Genomic DNA, 19,145 nt, shown 5'->3' with positions numbered 1-19,145 from the left:
TGGAATCTTTGATAGATACGGTTAAAGGGGCGGACAGTGCTGGTCTATCCATTCCTCCAGAATCGAGAGCACGCTCTGACCGGTCACTATTGAGTGGATTTTTAACCGGCGGTGATGTGCACATGAAATCTTGCAGCCCAGCTGGACCTTTTCGGAGGACGCCTTGTGCGCGGCCTTGCGTGGTCGTTGTGGCGTTGCCAGTTCCGACTGGGGAGCGCCTACCGCAGGGGATTCAGGCATCACGACAAGAGGTTTACGCAAAGGCTTTTTCGGAGGAAGTGCCGCCACGGCGGGCTTTTCCGGAATGACCTCATCGTGAGCATCCGGGGGCGGCCCATTCAGGGCGGCATCCTCGACGTCTTCCGGGTCTTCATCCTCACCGTAATCTTCTTCATCATTTTCAAAACCAAATTCCATGTCATCTTCATCTTCCTGCGGCTGCAAAGACGCCAACAAATTCATCTTCTCCGCCAGTGCGCCACTCGGATTTCCTATACGTTTCTTTACCAGTAGTGCCATTTGAACCTCCAAGTTCCTGGGAATCGGGATCAATTATTTTGTTTGGCGTCGTGAAGCGGAAAAGACGGGGATTTGGGGAAAGAATGAAATATTGAGACTGTGTAACGAAAAGTTCTAGACATATCTTTTCGTTAGAAATCAGGTAACAAAAACTTTTTAAATCCGGGGGGCATGAGATAGGGGTGAATTCGGTAGTTTGGATTGGCATTGAACGCCAGAAATCACGATCTGTGCAAAAAGATTAAAATCAGTACATTCTTGACAGTAACAGCAAATAACTGTAAATAATGTTGCGCATTTCAACATTTATTGGGGGAGAAATCACCATGGTCGATAACGAGCAAGTTTTGACCCTTGATGATTTGGCGATCTATTTGAAAGTCTCCAAATCAACTCTCTATAAGCTCCTCGGTGAAGGGAAAATACCGGGCCAGAAAGTGGGTCGACACTGGCGTTTTCACAAGGATGCTATTGACAGGTGGATACAGACCCCGCATCAAGGAACGAAGTAATTCAGTTACATGATCTAAAGAATCAGGAGTAATTCATGGCCCGCCTTACCCTTCCCAAACTCAAGCGTCACCTGTACGCCGCTGCGGACATTCTGCGCGGCAAGATGGACGCTTCTCAATATAAAGACTTTATCTTCGGCATGCTGTTCCTGAAGCGATGTTCAGATGTTTTCGATGAGGAGCGTGATCGGATCATTAAAGAAGAACTGGAGGCGGGCAGCAGCCAGCAGGAAGCCGAGGAGCTGGCCGAGGACCATAATCTGTACACCGGCCTTTTCGTGCCACCACAGGGACGGTTCTCTACCCTGGACGACACCGCTCACCAGAACGTTGGTGATGCCCTTAACAAGGCACTCAGCGCCATCTCCGAGCATAATCCGGTTCTGTCCGGCGTTCTGGAGCAGATAGATTTTACCCGGACGATCGGCAAGAAGTCAGTTCCCGATGCCAAACTCCGGCAGCTAATTACTCACTTCCGTAAGCACCGGATGCGCAGTGAGGATTTCGAGCACCGCGACCTGCTGGGCTCCGCATATGAATATTTGGTCTACATGTTCGCCGAGTCGGCAGGCAAGAAAGGGGGCGAGTTCTATACCCCCCGCGATGTGGTTCGGCTGATGGTGCGCCTCGTGGACCCCAAGGAAGGTCAACGCATTTATGACCCATGCTGCGGGTCCGGCGGAATGCTGATCTATGCCCGCCAGCATGTCGATGAGCACGGCGGCAACGTCAACAACCTGAGTCTCTACGGCCAGGACAATGAAGGGTCCGCCTGGGCGATCTGCAAGATGAACCTGATCCTGCATGGAGTCCTGGAACGGGCTTTCATCGAGAATGACGACACCCTGACTACACCGCAGCATCTGGAAGGGGGCGAGTTGATGCGCTTCGACCGTATCCTCTCCAATCCTCCGTTCAGCCTGCCGTATGAGAAGAAGCAGCTGAAGCATACCGAGCGGTTCAACGCTTACGGATACCCACCCGAGAAGAAGAAGGCAGATTTCCTCTTCGCCCTGCACATGCTGGCATCGCTCCGCTCCGGCGGCATCATGGCCACCGTCATGCCCCACGGAGTCCTGTTCCGTGGCAGCGGCGAGTACGATATCCGCAAAAAACTGGTGGACAAGGATCATATCGAAGCGATCATCAGCCTTGGCCCTAACCTGTTCTTTGGCACCGGCATACCGGCATGCATCCTGGTCATGCGGCGTGAGGGAGAGAAACCTGCCAATCGCAAGGGGAAGATTCTCTTTATCAATGCCGACCGTGACTATGAATCCGGGCGGGCGCAGAACTACCTACGGGCCGAACACGCCGAGAAGATTGCTGCGACCTTCCAACAGTTCGAGGCAATCCCCGGCTATTCCAGCATCGTTTCCACCGAAAAGATCATCGCCGAAGACTACAACCTCAACATCCGCCGTTATGCCGATAATTCACCACCACCGGAGCCCCAGGACGTCCGTGCTCACTTGATCGGAGGTGTGCCAAAGCGCGAGGTAGAGCTGCTTCAGCCATTGTTAACCGCCCATGGCCTCAGCACGGATCATCTGTTCATCCCCCGTGATGATCGTTATGTTGATTTCGCCTCCAGCATCACAAGCAAGAGCAAGCTCAGAGCTGCCGTGGATGCCGATCCCGGTGTGACTTCATGCGAGCAGAACATGCTGAAGCAATACGGCGCGTGGTGGCAAGAGCATTCACCACGACTGTCTCGACTACCGGAAACAACCGATCCAATGGCAATGCGGGATGAATTCCTGGCGTCATTCCAGGCATCGTTGTTACCGATCGGCATGCTGGATCGCTTCAAGGTCACCGGCCTGCTGGCGACTTGGTGGGAGGAAGCCAAGGACGAGATTCAGACCATCAGCGCCCGTGGATTCGAGGAACTGGTGGACGGCTGGATTGACCTGGTCGAGGACGTGCTGGACGACACCGAGACCAAGAAGAGCGACCTGTTCGACCCCTTTGAGCACAAGCTGGTAGTGAAATTGCTGCCGGACTACCTGCAGCAGATCGAGGAATGCAGGGCCGAAATCGCCCGCCTGGAGGGAGAGAAGGAATCGTTCGAACAGCAGAATCCGGATGATGAGGAAACGGAAGAAACCGAAGGCGAAGAGGAAGAGAAGTACAATTACGCCAAGGTACTGGAGGAAGAGAAGAAGCTCCTGAAGGAGCAGGCCAAGGATGCCCTTGAGCGGATCAAGTTCCTGGAGCGCGGCCCTAATGTGAAGGATAAGGGATCGATCGCCGCAATGAGGAAACTGGGGCAGGACACCTCTGACCTGGAACACGAACTGGCGGCGCTGAAGCAGGAGGTCGCCCCCATCCAGCATCGGATAGACCTGATCGATGAGACACTGGCCCCTTACTTCGAGATCAAGAAGCAACTCACCGAGACGAAGAAGCAGCTGAAGACACTGAGCAACGCCCTGCTGCAGGTGCTCAAGAAGAAGCGGGCCGAGCTGTCAGCCCATGACTGCCGGGCGCTGGTGCTTGAGCTTACGTGTGCCGACCTGGAAGGTGTTCTGTGCCGGTATATGGATGAGCACCTGCAAGAGGTCTGGTCATCGTTGGATAACCTGTGGGACAAGTACAGTATTAGCCTTTTGTCGATTCGGAAGGATCGGGATGAAAGCGTAACGGCTGTGGATCAGTATCTGAAGAGGTTGAGGTATGTCTGATCTTGTACCCTTCTCAAGTATGGCTTGGGTGAACCCTCCGCTATCTAACCCGTTGCCGGTACTAGGCATGGAGGTGTCATTCATCCCTATGCAAGATGTTAGTGATAGCGGTGTATGGACTCATCGACAATCAAGGAGCATCGAATCTATAGGGGCTGGATACACATCATTTCAGGATGGGGATGTGCTATTTGCGAAGATCACGCCTTGCATGGAGAATGGGAAAGGAGCACATGCTATAGGTTTGGCTAATGGAATCGGTTTCGGCAGCACTGAGTTCCATGTGCTTCGTGCCAAGCAGGGGGTATGTGATCGATACATTTATCACTGGTGCAACAGCCGTGATCTTCGCCAAGCTGCTGAAGTGCAGATGACAGGTTCTGCAGGACAGAAACGAGTCCCGGCAGACTTTTTCTCACGATATGAAGTGCAACGATTAGACTTATCTGAGCAGCGCACGATAGCCACCATCCTTGACTCCATCGACAACGCTATCCATCACACGGAGCAGATGATCGAGAAGTTGCAGAAGGTCAAGGCTGGGTTACTCCATGACCTTCTCACTTTCGGCCTTGACGAGAACGGCGAACTTCGTGATCCAATCCGGCGTCCCGAGCAGTTCAAGGATTCACCGTTAGGGAGGATACCAACGGAGTGGGAAGTTGAATCAGTAAATAATTTGTGCTTCGAGATTATAGATTGCAAGAACAGGACACCCCCGATAACGAAGGATGGTCATCCAGTTATAAGGACTCCCAACGTTCGAGATGGTCTATTCATTCTTGACAACCTAGTATGTACTGATCCCAAGTCATATACTGAGTGGACTGCTCGTGGGAAGCCTGAGCCTGGGGATGTAGTTATCACACGGGAAGCTCCTTATGGCGAGGCGTGCATAATTCCAGATGACATTGTTCCACCTTGCCTTGGTCAACGCATGATGATGTATAAACCTGACCCTTTGAAGCTCAACAATGAGTTCCTCGTCCAGATGATATATTCCCAGCGCATGCAACGGCTTTTCCTTGGTTTGGCGGGAGGTTCAACCGTTGGGCATCTAAGAGTGGGAGATGTAAGAACGTTGCCGATACCTCACCCAAAGGATGTTGACGAGCAGAAGGCGATTGCAGATTATATGATCGGCATGAACGCTCAGATTGCAATTGAAAGAGAAAACTTATCAAAGCTAACAAGGTGTAAGCAAGGTCTCATGCGTGACTTACTCACCGGAAAAGTGCCTATACCGCAAGGAATTGTTGAATTATGAGCGATCAACCCGTATCACATTTCAATATCGTCATTGACGATCTTCGGCATTATGACTGGCAGACATTGATAGCTGATCATCCTGAGAAAGAATACAGAGATTTTATGGCAGTCTTCGACAAGGCTGCTGCCGAACAGGACGCGGCTGGTGATGATCGAGGGAAGCGAGTCTATTCCTTCTTGAGTGCGATAGCATCTTGTTATGCGAACTACGATCAGAAGGGAAACCCTTATGGCCCAATGTGGCAAACGGTCCAAGGTAGGACCTTCACTCCGGAAGACTTGACAGCATCTGAGCTCGATACTCTGGCAGAAATTCTGAATGACATAGCTGACCCTGAATATCGTGCTCGCGTAGGAGATATCCTTTGGATAGTCCGCCGAGACTATAAGGCTGCGCAGACTGCCATCCGTGCCTTTATTGAATCGGCTCGTCGCTTGGAAACTGATGATCTGTGGCCAACATTCGTCACCCGTCTGCAACGGGCTCTGCAATTGGCGGCAACGCTCGGTATTGGGAAGGAACTTCATCAAGAAGTTGTGGCGGAAGTTGAAATCGTAATCACGCGATACGAGTCGAACCCCAAGGCAGGAGTTCTTTGCGCACGTTTGATGAGACTGTTGCAAAGCCAGAACCAAGGCGACTATGCGCGTTACAGCGCGCTAGCTGAGAAGCTAGCGCGTTCCTTTAGTGAATTGAAGGTGTGGCACTTCGCTGAAGAATACTGGGAGGTTGCTGAACGATGGCATCGCAGAGCGTCCAACGCAGCAGAAGCCCAACGCTGTCAACTGGAGGGGGCTGAAATCCTCATAGCCAAGGCGGAGGATAATCTTGTCAGTGATAAACCCAGTTACGGCTTTGCAGCTCATTGGATGAGTGCGGGTGTTGAAGCCTTGAGACGTGCCAAGGCTGATCCGCAGTATATTGCTGCAGTACACCAACGGATGTTGGAGCTCCAGCGCCTGGCTCTCACTGAACTGAAAACGATTGAACTTGATACGAGTACCCTGTCTCAGATGGAGGATGCACAACGCAAATGCTCTGAAGCAGCCCAGGCGCATGTCAGCGGATACCCCTGGGAAGATGCTTTTCGTCGTTTTGCCTTCATAGCCAAGCCGACCAATGTAGACGAACTGAGGACACAAGTAGAAAATAACTCTAAGAAGTTCGTAGTCGGACAACTATTCGGTAGTGTAGCACTCGATGGATCAGGGAAAGTTGCTGATGTGGCACCACCAGCAGGGTTGTCGGGAAAAGCTCTATTGAGAAAGGCAAACCATTTTGGGCATTTAGCATCCGGTAGATACTCAATTGGGGCCAATTTAGTTATGTAGTTCTTCGGGTCGTGCTTCAGCAAGTCGCCGGTTTTGAGATTAATTGTCCCGTTTTTGACATTCAGATAGTAGGGATGGGAATCCAGAGGGGCAGGCAGCGGCAGCAGATCGGCAGCAATCTTGAGAACAGCACGAAGTTTTGAATTTGAAAAACTCGCGCAATACCAATCAGGATCAACAGACTTGCGAAACGTCGGGTCCTTGAGTAAGACGTGTACCAGGTACTGGAGGGCTTTATTCGAAGTATCGACCGCCCAGTGTGTTTTTTCCCACACAAACCATTTTTTCAATTCATGGTGGAAAAAAGCCAGCGCTGCGTAGAGCCAGGTGAAGCGAAGGGTGTTGCCCAACTCAGTCTCATTGAGCAGAGGATTTTCTTGGAATAGTGCCCGGTCAGGAGCCGCGACCTCAGGGTTAATCCTTTCAGGCTCCTCGTATGGGTTTTCTGCATGCTTTGTTTTTTTCTGTTTTTTTGATTTTTCTGAATTCTCTTCAGTGCTCATGGGGACTCCTCCACTTTTGTTTTGGATGTCAAAGTACAAAAGAAGAGGTGCGATAGAAATTCCTTTGCCTAGAGAGCACTAAGCAGAGGTAAATTTTCGAATCATTGGTGGTCGGGCAGGGATAAGATAGAAAGGTAGACGCCCATCAGGAGCAGATTTCGCAGCCCATCACCGAATTTCTGCTCATCTTTATCATTCACTTCCTTCACATCATTCACTGGAATTGGCAGGGGGAATGGTCAACGGGGTAGGCTTTGGATTATTGGCTTGAAAGAGGAATAATTCGCGCTGTTACACCCTGCTGAGAAGGTTTTTCAGCACCACCTAGGCCAGTGGATGTCTGAGAGCTGACAAAGTGATTGAATTCTAAAGAATCTAGTTTTCTGTGTTTTCAGATTCCCCGGTCACAAACATATCGTTAGGGACCCGCGCGCGTCCCATACTTTACCGAGGGAGGAAACACAATGAGCTTGAATCTGGATGCGCTGAGACACAGGATCAAAAACGCTAGGGAGTTGTCGTGCTGCGAGGCCTACATGCACGGCTTCAGGTTGGCGGAACGTTGGGCTGCGGACGAGGCTTCTGTCATTGAACTGGCCATGGTTGGCTCGGATTGCGCCGGCGAGATGGAAAGATTCAGCTTGCGCGAGTGCGACGGGGTCGAGATCAGTACCGACTACGACGAGAGATTTGCGGGGGTAGAAACCTTGTTCGGCAACCTGATCACCGGCCCGATCCACAAACGCCACTATGAGAGCTACAAGAAAGACTTCACTCAGTTCGATCTCAGGGACTATATCCAGGGATTCATCGATGCAATGGCCGAGATCTATGAAGAAGTAGGCGAGGACCTGAAGGCGAAGCTTCTGGAGTACAATCCGGAAGGGATACCGGGTCTGGTAGAACCGAAGGTGTGATACTGAGGCGGGGGATGAAGCATGAGCTTCATCCCCCAGAATAGTCGTTGAGCAGAGACTGTACTTTCAGCGCTGAATGATTTATCTTGATTAATCTTGAGTTGCCGTGTGGGGGGGGGATGTCGGATCTACTTGATGTGACAGGCGACGATATAGCTCGTCTTGATGACAGCAGCCTTCGTACCTTGGTGGGACTACTGTGTGAAGCTGACTATCGTTCAGCGGGACTGCCAGTTAAGGGCATTCTCTGGGGTGGAAATCAAGACGCGCGTGATGGGGGGCTTGATGTTGTTGTGCGCGGAGAGGCAGACCCACCGGCCACTAGCTTTGTCCCTAGGAAGAGAACAGGATTTCAGGTAAAGAAACCCGATATGCCAAGGGGAGAGATCCTGAAGGAGATGAAACCTGGCGGATCTTTGCGGGATGAAATCAGAGATCTGATAGCAGTGAGAGGGGCGTACATAATTGTCAGTTCGACCGGTTCAACTACCGACCCCGCTCTACGAAACAGAACTGATGCAATGAAGGAGGCCATATCAAAGGAAGCAGATCATAGCGATCTGTTTCTCGACTTTTATGACCGCGGTCGCGTTGCAACCTGGGTCAGGTGCCATCCATCGTTGGTCCTCTGGGTACGGAATAAAGTGGGCCGACAGCTAACCGGATGGCGACCCTACGAGAACTGGGCCAATTCACCGGGAGGGGTTGAAGAAGAATATCTCCTTGATGAGGGATTGCGGCTTCATGATGGAACAAGGCGTAGAGACGAAGGAATGTCAATTGAAGATGGGTTGCTGCGACTTAGAACAGCACTTTCTACTCCAGGCACCTCTGTCCGGTTAGCGGGGTTGTCAGGTGTTGGAAAGACACGGCTGGTCCAGGCCTTGTTTGATGACCGATTGGGTACTCATGCTCTTAAGCCCTCACAGGTATTCTACGCCGACATCTCCGATGGCCCGAATCCGGACCCGAAAATCCTTGCTGAACAGCTGATAGCAGATAAGTCGAGAGCAGTAATCATAGTTGACAATTGTCCGCCCGATTTACATCGCCGTTTGACACAAACCTGCTCTAAAAGTCATAGCACTGTTAGCTTATTAACGGTGGAATATGACATTCGAGAGGACCTCCCAGAGGAGACCAGCGTTTTTAGGTTAGAACCGGCGTCACTTGATCTTATTGAAAAAATCATACGTCATCGTTTCCGTCATATAAGTGAAGTAGATGCCAGAAGTATCGCTAACTTTTCAGGTGGTAATGCACGTGTTGCGATTGCCCTTTCCAACACTGTTGAGAATGGAGAAACGTTATCAGGATTCAAAGATGAGGAATTATTTCAAAGATTATTCCGCCAAAGACATGATCCGAGCGAAACCCTGCTTAAATCAGCTGAAGTATGTTCACTGGTATATTCCTTTGAAGGTACGGACATAGATTCAGCAAAGTCAGAACTTGTCTTTCTGGCGTCGCTTGTGGGGAAGGAATCAACAGATTTGTATCGTGATGTGAACACACTCAAAGATAGAGGATTAGTGCAATCACGAAGTGTCTGGAGAGCTGTCCTGCCTCACGCTATTGCAAATCGCCTTGCTAAACGGGCCTTGGATAGTATTCCACAGACAGTACTTGTTAAGACCTTTTTAGCTGAAGGATCAGAGCGGCTAATAAAATCTTTTACCCGCCGTCTATCCTACCTGCACGATAGTGACACCGCCATTTCAATTGTGAATGAATGGCTCTCACCGGAGGGCTGGCTCGGCAAGGAGAACTGTAACTTCAATCCCTTCGGCATGGAGGTCTTCAAAAATATTGCCCCTGTATCGCCCGAGGGAGTGTTAAAGGCTGTAGAACGCGCGGCGACCGGAAGTGACAATGGTAAATTTGCTTCCCGAGATAACCCCCACTTCTACGAATACGTAAGCATCTTGAGACATATCGCTTACGACCAAGATCTTTTCGTCAGGAGTGTCGGTTTATTATGCCAGTTTGCATTATCAGAGAGACCAGGTGAAAACTATAATTCCATTCGCAACGTGCTGAAGTCGTTATTCTTCATCTATCTTTCCGGCACTCATGCACCTGCTGGTGTTAGAGCTGCTGTAATCAAGGACCTGGTTGCATCTGAGGATCCAGGTCGTCAGCAACTTGGCCTGGATCTACTCGATGCCACGCTTGAGGCGTGGCATTTCAGCGCCTCCAGTGATTTTGATTTCGGTGCCAGACCAAGGGACTATGGATTTTATCCAAAGAATCGCAAAGAGATCCGTGACTGGTATGAAATATTTATTGCTCTCTGCACTGAGGTAGCCACTTCTACCAGCCCTTTAACTGAAGATGGAAGACGTATCCTGTCAAACAACTTTAGAGGCTTGTGGACTAAGGCCGGAATGTATGAGGTACTGGAGCAATCAGCCATCTTGATTCACAGACAGACGCCTTGGAACGAAGGCTGGATTCAGATCAAAGGAATAATGCGGTATGACGGCAAAGGGTTTTCAAAAGAGTTACTTGAGAGACTTCATGCTTTGGAAAAGCACCTGAGACCGGATGACTTGCTGGAGCGGGCTCGCACCTTTGCGCTGTGCAAAGATCACTGTGCATTCGATTTGGTAGATGCAATGGACGAAGACGATGATGCATCGTCCGCATGGAATCGTGCAGAAGAAACTACTCGTTTAATTGGAATCGAAGTTGCCAACGATGATGAAATACTCCAAACGCTGTTGCCGGACTTGCTGTCGCAGCATGGCATGCGATTATTTTCGTTCGGGAAGGGATTGGCTGCAGGGCGCACCGACAAAGCAGAGATTTGGCAATTCTTGCGCTCTGGAATTGTCGAAGTGGTACCGGAAAAACGACAGATAAGCTTACTGATGGGGTATCTCGCCGCTTGCGCTGAACAAGACCCCACCTTTTATAATCGAACTCTTGACGCTCTGGTGGTTGATGAACTTCTTGGTGAGTGGTTTCCGATCTTTCAGACCACATCACAGGTTGATGCGCTGGGAGTGAAGAGGCTCCACGCGTCATTAGACGTAGGAAGAGCCCCAATAGACACTTACCAGAACATCGGCTATGGACGGGCGCATGAATTGATAAGTGATGATGACTTAGCAGAATTATTGCTACACATCCTTTCCAAACAGGATGGTCTCGCTGTTGCGGTGGAAATATTGAATATGAGGTTTCATGGGAACGCCGATGCACGGCAACATTCATCCAACTTGGTCGATGTCTCAAGGGAAGTTTTGTCGCTTTACCCCTTTCCGAACGAGAGGGGTAGGCGCGATAATCAAGATTATGAACTCAACCAGATAGCAAACGTGGGCATAATTGGTAAAGGCGGATACAATGCTGCTTTGAAATTGTGTGAAAACATCATTGATGCTGTAGTCAACAACAAGATCTATTCATTTGATTACCCAGAGCTATTCAACACAATAGCCCGGCTACAACCACGAGTATTTCTTGATCAATTTATTGGTAATGAAAAAGTTGAAAAATATCACCGCAAAAGAATTTTTGAAAATGGGATTGACGAAAGGCATAATAATCCGTTGAACCAGATATCTGAAGAGGACCTTGAATCCTGGTGTGATGAGGACCCTGTGAAGCGATATCCGTTGGCAGCTTCTGTAGTGCAGGCTTTTTCGAAATCAGGAGAGCCCGAACAGTTCGAGTGGAAACCTATCGTCTATTCACTGCTTCAAAAAGCGCCGGATGTGGGTGAAGTATTGGAAAATATCGCGGGATCTCTGTATCCCTCTTCCTGGAGTGGTTCACTTGCTGATGCGCTACAACGAAGAGTGGTCCTGCTGGAAAAACTGTTTGATCATGATAACGCCGAGATCGGTGCGTGGGCCAGAAGTCAGTATCGGACTCTTCTAGAGGAAATTAAAGGTGAGCGGGAGTGCGAGGAGTCTCGTAACCGCGAAAGGAATGAAAGTTTTGAATAAATGGCATGACCGGCCGTCCGCCGGTCCACCTTTTTCGGGTGCTATTGGGTAGATTTGGGGGTATGATAGCACTTTCCTTCGACCTTCAGCTAAAAGAGCTGAAAGTCGGAGTGTTCTAAAAACTGTTCTAACGACTACAAACTTCGACATCTATTGAGAGATAAAAAGACTGAAGGCCGCGGCTGGAATAGGTTGGAATTCTAAGCTGTTTGGCAAGTAGGATCTATACTGGTATAGTGCTGTCAGCCCCCTGGATCGGTTTCCCAAGCTGAAGGTCGCGGGTTCGAATCCCGTTTCCCGCTCCAAATAAAAACAAGGGGTTAGGCTAATTTGCCTAACCCTTTTTGTTTGCCAGTGGTACCTCTCGTGGTACCTTGTGAAGTTGCGTCGGTAGGTCTTCCGCTATTGGGTGTCTCCCGACATACACAACCAGCGCAACAATAATTCCCCCCCCCGCTCTGTTTGCTGTGCTGCCGCTCAAGTCTACAGACCTATTTCCTTTTGCGTCAATGTACCCTGAATAGGCTGGGGACGCTCAACGCTTTATTCTCCGTGGTCCATGTTAATCGGCATGCAAAAGTGACCCACTTTTGGGTGTAATCGGCGTCCAAGGGTGACCCACCATTCAACAGGATATCTCGCTGATATTGCGATTGTATTTAGATTATTGCCTGGATCAACCTTGATTGCCGATGGTGGGTCATTTCACGATGCCGATTAATAGAACTATTCAGATTGGGGGCCCCCTTGTTATTGACCCGTTTTGTGTTAGAAGAAAAGGAAACGATCCTGCCGATCATGTCCGGAGGAAAGAAAATAATGTCCTATCTCTCGTGGAGGCGGGCTGAGGCCAACGTTTAGCCATGGCAGCAATGGGCGTCCACGTCCATATGCACAACACGCTCGCATCGAGCGACTACGGCCTCCTAGACGAGAATACGTTCGCGCCCCGGCCAAATTATTGGGCCGCTTTGCTATGGCACAAGCTGATGGGGACGACCGTGCTCAATCCTGGTCCTTCGCCCGTACGCACACTGTCTTCGCGGGACACAAGGTGGCGTCGCCCTTCTCGCGATCAATCTGGACTGCGCCAAGTCGCAATCACTCGACCTTCCCGCGACAGCGCAGCGCTACACTTTGAGTGCCCGGAATCTTACCGACACGCAAGTCCTGATGAATGGAACTGCTCTCGGATTGGGCGCACATGACGAGTTGCCGACATTGGCAGGTGCGCCGTCAGAACCGGGGTCGGTTAGTTTCGAGCCTGCAACCATCACGTTTCTTGCAATCCCGGGGGCGCATAACGCAGCCTGCCGATGATCATTCCAACCGCAAGGACCGTCAAAAAAAGAAGGAGCGTCGCCGGTTTTTCAATACATGTTCGTCGTGGGGCGTGCGGCGCGTTGGCTCGCGAGCGAATACCAGAAACGCGTCGGTGACTGAACCAGTGCAGTCGCAACGGTGGAGAAACAACGAAGACAGGAGAGACGTAGATGGCACAGCTCGTATTGATCACAGCCGGAGCCTCCGGCATCGGAAAAGAAATCGCGAGCGCCTATGCCGCGATCGGCGCCCAAGTCTGCGTCTGCGACATCGATGAGAAGGCGCTGGATACGGCGGCGAAGGATATTCCGGGACTGAAGACTATCGTCTGCGACGTCTCAAAGCGAGACGATATTAAACGCATGGTCACCGCTTCCATCGAGGCGCTGGGCGGACTCGATGTGTTGGTGAACAACGCCGGCATCGCAGGACCGACAGCCCCCGTTGAGGACGCAGACCCCGACCAATGGGAGGCGGTCATGACTGTTGATGTCGTTGGGACGTTTCATGTCACCCGCCTTTGCATCCCTTATCTGAAAAAATCCGCTGCCGGAAGCATCGTCGTGATGTCGTCGGTCGGCGGACGCTTTGGCTATCCGAACCGCAGCGCCTATTGCACGGCGAAGATGGGGCTGATCGGCTTCGCCAAAACCCTGGCACGTGAACTTGGTCAGTACAATATTCGCGTCAACGCGATTGCGCCGGGAGCCGTCGCCGGCCCCCGGATCGAGCGCGTCCTTCAGGGCCGCGCCAGCGCGGAACACAAGACGCTGGAGGAGGAACGGGCCACCGCAATGAGCATCCAGTCGCTGAAGCGTTTCGTCGACCCCAAGGACATTGCCGCGCTGATCCTGTTCCTGACATCGGATGCGGGAAAATCGATCTCCGGCCAGGTCTTGCCCATCGATAACGACGCACAGACTGCCGCTTAGTTCACACAACGACAAGCAAACCGGGGAGAATCGTTATGGCACAGGGATTACGCGAGCGACTGATCGGCGCATGGAAGCTGGTGTCTTACGTCGAAAAGCCAGTTGACGGGTCCGCCCTTTTACCCCCATGGGAGAGGAGCCGCAGGGCATCATCATGTACACGCCCGACGGCTATATGTCGGCGCAGCTCATGCACCCCGGTCGTCCGCAGTTCGCGTCCGGCGACTGGTTTCGTGGCAGTGACGAGGAGATCAAGGAAGAGGCGCTTGGCTACATCGCCTATAGCGGCCCTTTCCACACAGACGAGGAGAAGCAGCCCCTGACGCACTCCATGTTTGTGTCGCTGTCCCGAACTGGCTGGGGCAGACCCAGCCGCGCGTAGTGAAGATCGAGGGCGACATGCTCCACCTGAGCTCGGCTACGCCGATCATGTCCGGCGGAAAGAAAACGATGTCCCAGCTCTCATGGCGGCGGGCCGAGCCCAACGCATAGCCAGGCATCGGCGAGTGCGCATACAGCAGCGAAGGATTCGAGGCGCACGAGAACAAGAAGCGTGCATTTGGCGCGTGAGGCCGCCGCCGACCCTTTAACGTAGATTCACCAGTGTTGCGAGGACGACAGGTATGAACACGACGACAGCAACTGCCTCGGAGCCCGTCCTGAAGAATCTCGATCGGCTGATCCCCGACCTTGAAGCCCTTTACAAGGACGTGCATTCCCACCCCGAGTTGTCGATGCAAGAGACGCGAACCGCTGCGTTAGTCGCGGACTGGCTTCGTATGGCCGGTTACGAGGTGACGACCGGCGTTGGAAAGACGGGGGTGGTAGGTCTGCTCCGTAACGGGGAAGGGCCGACGGTCATGCTGCGCGCCGACATGGATGCGCTACCCATTGAAGAGGCAACCGGTCTTTCCTACGCGAGCCAAGTGACCACGACGGATGTCGAAGGAAAGACCGTGCCGGTCGGGCATATGTGTGGCCATGACATGCATGTGACCTGGCTCGCCGGCGCCGCCGCCTTGTTCGCTCGGGCACGGGATCCCTGGCGAGGCACCTTGATGGTGGTCTTCCAGCCCGGCGAGGAGACGGCGCAGGGCGCCCAGGCCATGATCGACGACAACCTCCTCGAGCGTTTCCCCCGACCGGTTGTCATACTTGGGCAGCACGTCATGCTCGGAGCGGCCGGCGACATCGCTGGAAGTGCCGGCCCCATCACCGCGGCGGCGGACAGCCTTCAAATTAGGCTGTTCGGTCGTGGTGCGCACGGATCGATGCCGCAAGCCAGCGTTGATCCCGTTGTCATGGCCGCTGCGACGGTCCTGCGGCTTCAGACAGTCGTCTCCCGCGAGGTGGCCGCGACCGAGGCCGCGGTCGTCACGGTCGGCGTCCTGCAAGCCGGCACGAAAGAGAACGTCATCCCGGACGAGGCGATCATAAAGCTGAACGTCCGGACATTCGATGCCGGCGTCCGCAATCGCGTGCTGGCGGCGATCGAGCGGATCGTCAACGCCGAGGCCGAAGCGTCGCGTGCTCCTCGGAGACCAGAGATCACGCCATTAGACCGGTATCCGCTCAATCTGAATGACGAGGCAGCGAGCCAACGGATCGCCGAAGCATTCCGCGCCCATTTCTCCCCGGCGCGCGTGCACCACACCGGGCCGGCTCCGGCGAGCGAGGACTTCGGCTGTTTCGGCACGGCTTGGCATGTTCCGTCGGTCTACTGGTTCGTCGGCGGCACCGATACGGAAACCTATGCAAAGGCAAAAGCTGCTGGAACTCTCAATGAACTGCCGGTCAACCATAGCCCCCAGTTTGCCCCGGTAATCCATCCGACGCTGGAAACCGGTGTCGAGGCCTTGGTCGTTGCGGCGCTCGCTTGGCTGGCGTCATAGGGCGCGCGAAACCGGTGATCGGAGTGGTGAGGGATTGCGGAGTGTCGGACCGCCGAGTTTGAAATGAGCGAGCACGGGATGGGAACGCTTCTCCTGGTACTTGACCTCAGTGGTACTTTTGTTTTTGCGCTGAGCGGTGCAACGGCAGGGGTCAAGAACCGTCTCGATCTGTTTGGCGTCTTGGTCTTGTCGTTTGCGGCGGGGAATGCCGGAGGCATTGCCCGTGACTTGCTGATCGGCGCGACGCCGCCGGCAGCGATCAGTAACTGGCACTATCTGGCGGTTTCGCTGCTCGCCGGAATCTTTACCTTCTGGCGACCCTCCATCATCGACCGGCTGCGCAACCCGGTGCTCCTGTTCGACGCCGCGGGGCTGGGGCTTTTCGCGGTTGCCGGCACGCAAAAGGCGCTCGTCTTCGGGCTCAACCCGGTCATGGCGGCTGCCCTCGGCATGCTGACCGGGATCGGCGGCGGCATGACCCGCGATGTGCTCCTGACCGAGATTCCCATCGTATTGCGCGCCGATATTTACGCCATTGCCGCCCTGGCTGGCGCCGCCCTGGTCGTGATCGGCTCCGCATTGCGGCTTCCGGCGACCGCGGTGACGATTGCCGGCGCGGTCCTCTGCTTCGGGCTCCGGTTCATGGCTATTCGCCGAGGCTGGCATCTGCCGATCGCCGGCGAACCCGAGCAACCGGCCGATCGGAAGGATGACGGTGCAAGGAGGCTCTGAGATGAGCATGTTCGTTCTGGTCTGCGGCAATGTGTTCGACGGTCTCTCCGATTCCCTGACTGGACCGGCCGAGATCCTCGTCGAGGGCAACCGGATTACAGAGATCGAGCAGTCGGTGAGGCGACCGCCGCTAACCCAGCGCGGCGTTTCCGATCCACTGGGGCGGTAAGGCGGTGAGTTCCTACCTGATCTGGCACCGCGACGTGCGAGGATGACCAGGGCTAAGCTCCGTGTTCAGGTCTGGATCCCAAATGCGTCCGGTCCAACAACGAGCACACGATGCAATCATCCTCAAGGGAGCTCATATGTCTTTGTCGATAACTGGCGGCCTCAATCCTTCTGCCGATCCAGCCGGCTCCCGAACGGAATTTAGAGGAAACGACAGATTGCTATTGGGCATAATCATGGGCGTCTTGGCGTTCTGGTTATTTGCCCAGACGACGCTGAACGTCGCGCCAGACATGCAGAAGGATCTTGGACTGGACACTGGTGTGATGAATAATGCCGTCGCCATCACCGCGCTGTTCTCTGGCATCTTCATCGTTTTCATCGGCGGCTTGGCCGACCGCATCGGTCGCGTCAGAGTTGTGATGATCGGCTTCGTGCTGAGCATCATCGGATCGCTGTTGATCGGCTTCGCGCCGAACGGAACGGTTGCGCCATACTTTCTGCTGCCTGGCCGCGCCGTGCAGGGGCTGTCGGCGGCCTGCATTATGCCGGCGAGCCTTGCATTGGTTAAGATCTACTGGGACGGCGAAGCACGCCAGCGCGCCGTTAGCATGTGGTCGATCGGCTCCTGGGGTGGCTCCGGTCTCTGCTCCCTGTTCGGCGGCTTTGTCGCACAGAATTTCGGCTGGCGCTGGATCTTCTTCGTTTCCGTCGCGGTCGCGTTGGTCGGCATGGCATTGATGAAAGGCACGCCCGAAAGCAAGGCCGAAGGCCAGAGCTCCAACAAGTTCGACATTGCCGGCGTCGTGAGCTTCATGGTGGCCATGATCACTCTGCAGATTGTCATCACGCAGGGCAACAAACTCGGTTGGACCAGTCCACTGATCCTGTCGCTTTCGGCCGTCACCCTCGTCTTCGGATCGTTGTTTTTCAGGGTCGAGTCGCGAATCCCGAACGCTTTCGTCGACTTCAAGCTGTTCCGCAACCAGACCTATACCGGCGCAACGGTTTCGAATTTCCTGCTCAACGGCGTCGCCGGCACCCTGCTCGTCTCGCTGCAACTCGTCCAACTAGGCGGCAATATGACAGCGCAGCAGGCCGGCATGCTGACTCTCGGATATGCGATCGCCATCATCGCGTTCATTCGCGTGGGCGAAAAACTCCTGCAGCGGTTCGGCGCGCGCAAGCCGATGATCCAAGGCTGTCTGATCACGGGCCTCTCGATCATTCTCCTGTTGCCATCGAACCTCATGCTCGCGGACTACAAGCTCTTCGCGATTGTTGGCTACACGCTGTACGGCATCGGTCTGGCTTTCTACGCCACACCCTCGACGGACGCGGCGCTCTCGAGCTTGCCGGCCGCCCAGGTCGCTTCCGGCGCCGGCCTCTATAAGATGGCTTCGTCTCTCGGCGCCGCGTTCGGTGTGGCTATTTCCGCGGCTGTTTTCACTGCCCTCAGCGCCAATCCGGCAACCATCAACTGGCTTGAAGGCGTTATCACCTTCCAGGGTCGTCAAGAGAACCTGGCGATCCGCGAAGCGGCCATCATCGCGCTCGCCTTCAATATATTCATGGTGCTGATCGCCACCGTATCGATCATGCTGACGGTGCCGAAAGGCAAGAAACCAGTCTGACTCCTTTGCCTGCATTAAAGACTGACATCCCGGGGATTCCGACGATACCCACAGCCCCCCTATGCAAAAAAAAATAGGGGCGGTCAGTGAAGCATGCGGCGCTTTCCTGGATGCCTTTTTGACCTTGCCCCCTCCCGTTTCCCCTACCGTATAGTCTATTCCCACCGCTTTGATGTGAGTTCTTCCGAATGTCCGGATGATCGTTGATGCTCAGAATGGCCCGGCCTGTTCATGGGCCCGGCTGTCGCGGATGCGTTTTTTTCGGGGAAAACGAGGGCTGCCCGGGAGTTTCGGAAGGCCTTATCAGGAATTCCCCGATAGTTCTGAGCACAGGATTATGCACGATTGTCCGATACGTTATGGGCGGGGTTGATTTCAGATCAGGATGCCGCAGACCGCGTCCCACCCGGTGGAGCCTCGATTCCGTCGCCTCTGGCCGGCATGAGCTATGAAGGCATGGCTGCCGACGGGCAGTTCATGCCGTCCGCTGGCTCCGGAGGATTCCTGTTGTCTGAGATCTGGGCGCCCATTGATGAGGCTGTCGTGAAAAAACATGTTGTGCTTGGTTCCGACTCCGGATCCTGGCAATGAGAGAGGAGGAGGGGGTGGATCTGGTTTTCGAGTGGAGGGGTGTGCATGAGTGTTAGTATCCTGTTCCTGGATGACGAAGAGCATATCCTCACATCCCTGGTGCGGCTCTTTGCCGGCACGGGAATGAACGTGCTGCGGGCCGGGAGTGCGGTCGAGGCCCTGCCGCTCTTCGAACGGC

Annotated in this window: 14 protein-coding genes and 1 pseudogene; 13 read left to right on the top strand and 2 right to left on the bottom strand. The window is 53.6% G+C overall.

Features of this window, described 5'->3' with window-relative positions; all coding sequences use genetic code 11:
- Window positions 1–21 precede the first annotated feature (21 nt).
- Window positions 22–519: a hypothetical protein gene (locus tag AC6CDK_RS10040; RefSeq protein WP_192905844.1), complete on the bottom strand. Its 498-nt coding sequence runs from the start codon at window positions 517–519 to the stop codon at window positions 22–24.
- A 326-nt stretch (window positions 520–845) separates the two neighbouring features.
- Between AC6CDK_RS10040 and AC6CDK_RS10035 the strand changes: the two genes are divergently transcribed.
- The 4 genes and pseudogenes from AC6CDK_RS10035 to AC6CDK_RS10020 all read left to right on the top strand — a co-directional run.
- Window positions 846–1,031 carry a helix-turn-helix domain-containing protein gene (locus AC6CDK_RS10035; RefSeq protein ID WP_192905843.1) on the top strand — a complete coding sequence of 62 codons (186 nt, stop codon included), beginning with the start codon at window positions 846–848 and terminating at the stop codon, window positions 1,029–1,031.
- Between the two features lie 35 nt (window positions 1,032–1,066).
- Window positions 1,067–3,718: a type I restriction-modification system subunit M gene (locus AC6CDK_RS10030; RefSeq protein WP_192905842.1), complete on the top strand. Its 2,652-nt coding sequence runs from the start codon at window positions 1,067–1,069 to the stop codon at window positions 3,716–3,718.
- Entirely contained in the window at window positions 3,711–4,985 is a 1,275-nt protein-coding gene (locus AC6CDK_RS10025; protein WP_192905841.1) for a restriction endonuclease subunit S, read from the top strand. The genes AC6CDK_RS10030 and AC6CDK_RS10025 overlap by 8 nt, the downstream gene beginning before the upstream one ends.
- Window positions 4,982–5,503: pseudogene (locus tag AC6CDK_RS10020) on the top strand (DUF7380 domain-containing protein); the annotation flags it as partial. The gene AC6CDK_RS10025 and the pseudogene AC6CDK_RS10020, both read left to right, overlap by 4 nt.
- A 494-nt stretch (window positions 5,504–5,997) precedes the next feature.
- Here the strand turns inward: AC6CDK_RS10020 and AC6CDK_RS10015 are convergent.
- A complete protein-coding gene (locus AC6CDK_RS10015) occupies window positions 5,998–6,822 on the bottom strand; it encodes a hypothetical protein (protein WP_192905840.1) in 825 nt (274 codons plus the stop codon).
- A gap of 464 nt (window positions 6,823–7,286) precedes the next feature.
- Here AC6CDK_RS10015 and AC6CDK_RS10010 point away from each other — a divergent pair, with 464 nt between their 5' ends.
- The 9 genes from AC6CDK_RS10010 to AC6CDK_RS09970 all read left to right on the top strand — a co-directional run bounded on the left by AC6CDK_RS10010 (window position 7,287) and on the right by AC6CDK_RS09970 (window position 18,967).
- Window positions 7,287–7,739, top strand: coding sequence for a hypothetical protein (locus AC6CDK_RS10010; protein WP_192905839.1), 453 nt, complete (start codon window positions 7,287–7,289; stop codon window positions 7,737–7,739).
- Window positions 7,740–7,858: 119 nt separating this feature from the next.
- Window positions 7,859–11,695 carry a hypothetical protein gene (locus AC6CDK_RS10005; protein WP_192905838.1) on the top strand — a complete coding sequence of 1,279 codons (3,837 nt, stop codon included), beginning with the start codon at window positions 7,859–7,861 and terminating at the stop codon, window positions 11,693–11,695.
- 1,493 nt (window positions 11,696–13,188) lie between these two features.
- On the top strand, window positions 13,189–13,950 hold the full coding sequence (locus AC6CDK_RS10000; protein WP_039643929.1) for an SDR family oxidoreductase: 762 nt from the start codon (window positions 13,189–13,191) through the stop codon (window positions 13,948–13,950).
- Window positions 13,951–14,077: 127 nt separating this feature from the next.
- Entirely contained in the window at window positions 14,078–14,332 is a 255-nt protein-coding gene (locus tag AC6CDK_RS09995; RefSeq protein ID WP_264158264.1) for a lipocalin-like domain-containing protein, read from the top strand.
- Between the two features lie 241 nt (window positions 14,333–14,573).
- Window positions 14,574–15,842 carry a M20 family metallopeptidase gene (locus tag AC6CDK_RS09990; protein ID WP_039643931.1) on the top strand — a complete coding sequence of 423 codons (1,269 nt, stop codon included), beginning with the start codon at window positions 14,574–14,576 and terminating at the stop codon, window positions 15,840–15,842.
- A gap of 78 nt (window positions 15,843–15,920) precedes the next feature.
- Window positions 15,921–16,574: a trimeric intracellular cation channel family protein gene (locus AC6CDK_RS09985; RefSeq protein WP_039643933.1), complete on the top strand. Its 654-nt coding sequence runs from the start codon at window positions 15,921–15,923 to the stop codon at window positions 16,572–16,574.
- A gap of 1 nt (window position 16,575) precedes the next feature.
- Window positions 16,576–16,743 carry a hypothetical protein gene (locus AC6CDK_RS09980; RefSeq protein WP_158514094.1) on the top strand — a complete coding sequence of 56 codons (168 nt, stop codon included), beginning with the start codon at window positions 16,576–16,578 and terminating at the stop codon, window positions 16,741–16,743.
- Window positions 16,744–16,879: 136 nt separating this feature from the next.
- Complete coding sequence (locus AC6CDK_RS09975) at window positions 16,880–18,376, top strand: MFS transporter (RefSeq protein WP_052269394.1); 1,497 nt, start codon at window positions 16,880–16,882, stop codon at window positions 18,374–18,376.
- A 345-nt stretch (window positions 18,377–18,721) separates the two neighbouring features.
- A complete protein-coding gene (locus tag AC6CDK_RS09970) occupies window positions 18,722–18,967 on the top strand; it encodes a hypothetical protein (RefSeq protein ID WP_039643935.1) in 246 nt (81 codons plus the stop codon).
- Window positions 18,968–19,145: the final 178 nt, after the last annotated feature.

Source organism: Geobacter sp. PheSNFMC (assembly GCF_059620965.1).
Note: the sequence above shows the minus strand (reverse complement) of the source record. Positions and strands in the feature narration are given on the sequence as shown.